Below are 4260 nucleotides of genomic sequence, written 5' to 3'. Positions count from 1 at the left end.
CCGCAGCCGCGTGACGGCGGTTAGCCCCGACGCGCAGGGCGGAACACCCCACCGGCCGTCAGCCGCGTGACGGCGGAAGGGGACGGGGTGGGGTGCATTGTCATTCGGGCACCCCCGACATAGGCGGCAACCCTTCGCGGGAACGGTGCCATTGCCCGAATGAGCAAGCACCCCACCCCGGCCCCGACCCACGACGAAACCGCAGGCGACAGCGCACCAAAGGAAAGCCGCACCCGGCAAAAGCGGGGGCCTGGGGGCAAAGCCCCCAGCGGGGGCCCGGGGGCAGAGCCCCCGTGAAAGCAACCCACCCAGCGCCTCAGCCGAAAACGGCCAGGCTCTTGGCCTTGCCCTTCAGGTTCTCCACGAGCGCCACGAACCGCCCCTCGGCATCGAAGACCGCAACGGACTCCCCCGCCCCATACTCATCCGGCATCTCGATCCGCACCCCGTTGAGCAACAACCGCGCCCGCTTCTCATCGACATCCCACCGAGGAAACGCCGCAGCCGCCGCCTCAGCCACCGGCATGACCGCAAGCGACTCCTGATGCGACTCCAGCGTCCGGGCCGCATCGAGCCCGTACGGCCCGACCCGCGTACGCCGCAGCGCCGTCAAATGCCCGCCGACCCCGAGATCCGCCCCCAGGTCCCGGGCCAGCGCCCGGATGTACGTGCCAGAGGAGCAGACCACCGACACGACAAGATCCATGACCGCGGTGCCGTCCTCGGCGACCGCGTCACGCACGTCGTACACCGTGAACGAGGAGACGCTCACCGGCCGCGCCGGGATCTCGAAGTCCTCCCCGTCGCGCGCCCGCTTGTACGACCGCACCCCATTGATCTTGATCGCACTGACCTTGGACGGCACCTGCATGATGTCGCCGGTCAGCTTCCCGATCGCGGAGTCGATCGCGTCACGGGACACCCGCGAGGCATCCGCCGACGAGGTGATCTCCCCCTCGGCGTCGTCCGTCACGGAGTTCTGCCCGAGCCGGATGGTGCCCAGGTACTCCTTCTCCGTCAGGGCGAGATGCCCGAGGAGCTTGGTGGCCCGCTCCACACCGAGAACGAGCACACCGGTCGCCATCGGATCGAGCGTGCCGGCGTGCCCGACCCTGCGGGTCTTGGCGATGCCGCGCATCTTGGCAACCACGTCATGCGAAGTGAAGCCGGACGGCTTGTCGACGATGACAAGGCCGTCCGGCGTCTGCTGCTGCTTGCTCATTCGGAAGCGTCGTCCTCTTCCGGCTTCTTGTACGGGTCCGCCTCACCGGCGTACGTGGCGCCCGAGGACGCCTGACGCACCTGCGCGTCGGAGGCGCGCGCCTTGTCGAGGAGGTCCTCGATGGTCTTGGCGGTCTCCGGAAGCGCGTCGGCCACGAAGGTCAGCGTCGGCGTGAACTTCACACCCGCCGCCGCACCCACCGCCGACCGCAGCACACCCTTGGCGCTCTCGAGCCCTCGGGCCGCGTTCTCACGGTCCTCGTCATCGCCGTAGACCGTGTAGAAGACGGTCGCCTCCCGCAGATCGCCGGTGACCCTCGTGTCGGTGATGGTCACGTGCGAGCCGAGGCGAGGGTCCTTGACCCCACGCTGCAGCTTCTGTGCGACCACTTCCCGGATGAGGTCCGCCAGCTTCTTCGCCCGCGCGTTGTCGGCCACTGGTCCGTCTCCCTCTACTTGCTTCTTCTTACGTTCCTACGTGCATCAATCATCGTCGCCGTGCAGCCGTCTGCGCACCGAGAGCAGCTCCACCTCGGGCCGGGCGGCGACCATGCGCTCGCACCGGTCGAGCACCTCCGCCAGATGGCCGGTGTCGCCGGACACCATGGCCACACCGATCTCGGCCCTGCGGTGCAGGTTCTGATCGCCCACCTCCGCCACGCTCACGGCGAACTTCCGGTGCAGTTCGGCGACGATCGGCCGGACGACGGAACGCTTCTCCTTCAGCGACCGTACGTCGCCGAGGAGCAGATCAAAGGACAGAGTCCCCACGTACATGTGTATCCGGATGACCCGCCGGTACGGGTTCGAGGGCCCTGCTACCGCGGGCCGGCCGCAAGGGCCGCCTTGGCAGGGACACCGGAACCGTACACGCAACGGCCGGGGCCGATCGACGGAATTTCCCCGTCGACCGGCCCCGGTTCACGCTGCTCGATCAGTGCGCGGCATCAGCCACGCGGCTTCTCGCGCATCTCGTACGTCGCGATGACGTCGTCGATCTTGATGTCGTTGAAGTTTCCGAGGTTGATACCACCCTCGAAGCCCTCGCGGATCTCGGTGACGTCGTCCTTGAAGCGGCGCAGACCGGAGATGTTGAGGTTCTCCGCGATGACCTTGCCGTCGCGGATCAGGCGCGCCTTGGTGTTGCGCTTGACCTCGCCGGAGCGGACCAGGACACCGGCGATGTTGCCCAGCTTGGACGAGCGGAAGATCTCGCGGATCTCCGCCGTGCCGAGCTCGACCTCTTCGTACTCCGGCTTGAGCATGCCCTTGAGGGCCGCTTCGATCTCTTCGATCGCCTGGTAGATGACCGAGTAGTACCGGACGTCCACGCCTTCGCGCTCGGCCAGCTGCTCCGCGCGGCCGACCGCGCGGACGTTGAAGCCGATGACGATGGCGTCGGAACCCGTCGCCAGGTTGATGTCCGACTCGGTGACCGCACCCACACCACGGTGCAGGACGCGGATCTCGACCTCTTCGCCGACGTCGAGCTGGAGCAGCGAGGACTCGAGAGCCTCCACCGAACCGGACGCGTCGCCCTTGATGATGATGTTGAGATCCTGCACGAGGCCGGCCTTGAGCACCTTGTCGAGGTCCTCGAGGGACACCCGGCGGGTGCGCTTGGCGAAGGCCGCGTTGCGCTCACGCGCCGCACGCTTCTCGGCGATCTGACGGGCGGTGCGGTCCTCGTCGACGATGAGGAAGTTGTCGCCGGCGCCGGGGACGTTGGTGAGACCCAGGACCAGGACGGGGGTCGAGGGACCCGCTTCCTGCACGTTGTTGCCCTTGTCGTCGAGCATGGCGCGCACTCGGCCGTAGGCGTCGCCCGCGACCATCGTGTCGCCGACGCGGAGGGTACCGCGCTGGACGAGGACGGTCGCGACGGCACCGCGGCCCTTGTCGAGGTGCGACTCGATCGCAATACCCTGCGCGTCCTGCTCCGGGTTGGCCCGCAGGTCGAGCGAGGCGTCCGCGGTCAGGACCACGGCCTCGAGCAGGGACTCGATGTTCTCGCCCTGCTTGGCGGAGATGTCGACGAACATGGTGTCGCCGCCGTACTCCTCGGCCACGAGGCCGTATTCGGTCAGCTGACCGCGCACCTTGGTCGGGTCGGCACCCTCGACGTCGATCTTGTTGACCGCGACGACGATCGGGACGTCGGCCGCCTTGGCGTGGTTGAGCGCCTCGACCGTCTGCGGCATGACGCCGTCGTTGGCCGCGACCACCAGGATGGCGATGTCGGTCGACTTCGCACCACGGGCACGCATGGCGGTGAACGCCTCGTGACCCGGGGTGTCGATGAAGGTGATCTTGCGCTCTTCGTCGTTGACCTCGGTCGTGACCTGGTAGGCACCGATGTGCTGGGTGATGCCACCGGCCTCGCCCGCGACCACGTTCGTCTTGCGGATCGCGTCGAGCAGTCGGGTCTTACCGTGGTCGACGTGACCCATGACGGTCACCACCGGCGGACGCGCGACCAGGTACTCCTCGCCGCCCTCGTCCTCGCCGAACTCGATGTCGAAGGACTCGAGCAGCTCGCGGTCCTCCTCCTCGGGGCTGACGATCTGAACCGTGTAGTTCATCTCGCCGCCGAGGAGCTGCAGCGTCTCGTCGGAGACGGACTGCGTGGCCGTGACCATCTCGCCGAGGTTCATCATCACGGCGACGAGCGACGCCGGGTTGGCGTTGATCTTCTCCGCGAAGTCGGTGAGCGAAGCACCGCGCGACAGGCGAACGGTCTCGCCGTTGCCGCGAGGCAGCATCACGCCGCCGACCGACGGGGCCTGCATGGCCTCGTACTCCTGGCGCCTCTGCCGCTTCGACTTACGACCGCGACGCGCGGGACCGCCGGGACGACCGAAGGCGCCCTGCGTGCCACCACGGCCACCGGGACCGCCGGGACGACCGCCGAATCCGGGACGGCCACCGCCGCCACCGAAGCCGCCGCCACCGGGACGACCGGCACCGCCGCCGCCACCGGGACCGCCGGGACGACCGGCGAAGCCGCCGCCGCCACCACCGGGACCGCCGGGACGACCC

Annotated in this window: 4 protein-coding genes; all 4 read right to left on the bottom strand. The window is 68.5% G+C overall.

All coding sequences use genetic code 11. From position 1 onward, the window contains the following. Nucleotides 1-316: 316 nt before the first annotated feature. Nucleotides 317-1222 (bottom strand): tRNA pseudouridine(55) synthase TruB, encoded by a 906-nt coding sequence (gene truB, locus ABT367_RS39435; protein ID WP_352258548.1) that lies wholly within the window; start codon nucleotides 1220-1222, stop codon nucleotides 317-319. After that, complete coding sequence (gene rbfA / locus ABT367_RS39430) at nucleotides 1219-1659, bottom strand: 30S ribosome-binding factor RbfA (RefSeq protein ID WP_165335925.1); 441 nt, start codon at nucleotides 1657-1659, stop codon at nucleotides 1219-1221. The genes truB and rbfA overlap by 4 nt, the downstream gene beginning before the upstream one ends. A gap of 45 nt (nucleotides 1660-1704) precedes the next feature. Then, nucleotides 1705-1998: a DUF503 domain-containing protein gene (locus ABT367_RS39425; protein ID WP_165335926.1), complete on the bottom strand. Its 294-nt coding sequence runs from the start codon at nucleotides 1996-1998 to the stop codon at nucleotides 1705-1707. Between the two features lie 170 nt (nucleotides 1999-2168). Beyond that, nucleotides 2169-4260, bottom strand: a 2092-nt coding sequence (infB, locus tag ABT367_RS39420; protein ID WP_352258546.1) for a translation initiation factor IF-2, incomplete at its 5' end; no start/stop codon positions are given.

The sequence above is a fragment of the Streptomyces mesophilus genome (genome assembly GCF_040300965.1).
In the GTDB taxonomy this organism is placed as follows: Bacteria; Actinomycetota; Actinomycetes; order Streptomycetales; family Streptomycetaceae; genus Streptomyces; species Streptomyces mesophilus_A.
This window is presented reverse-complemented; position numbering and strand designations above follow the sequence as displayed.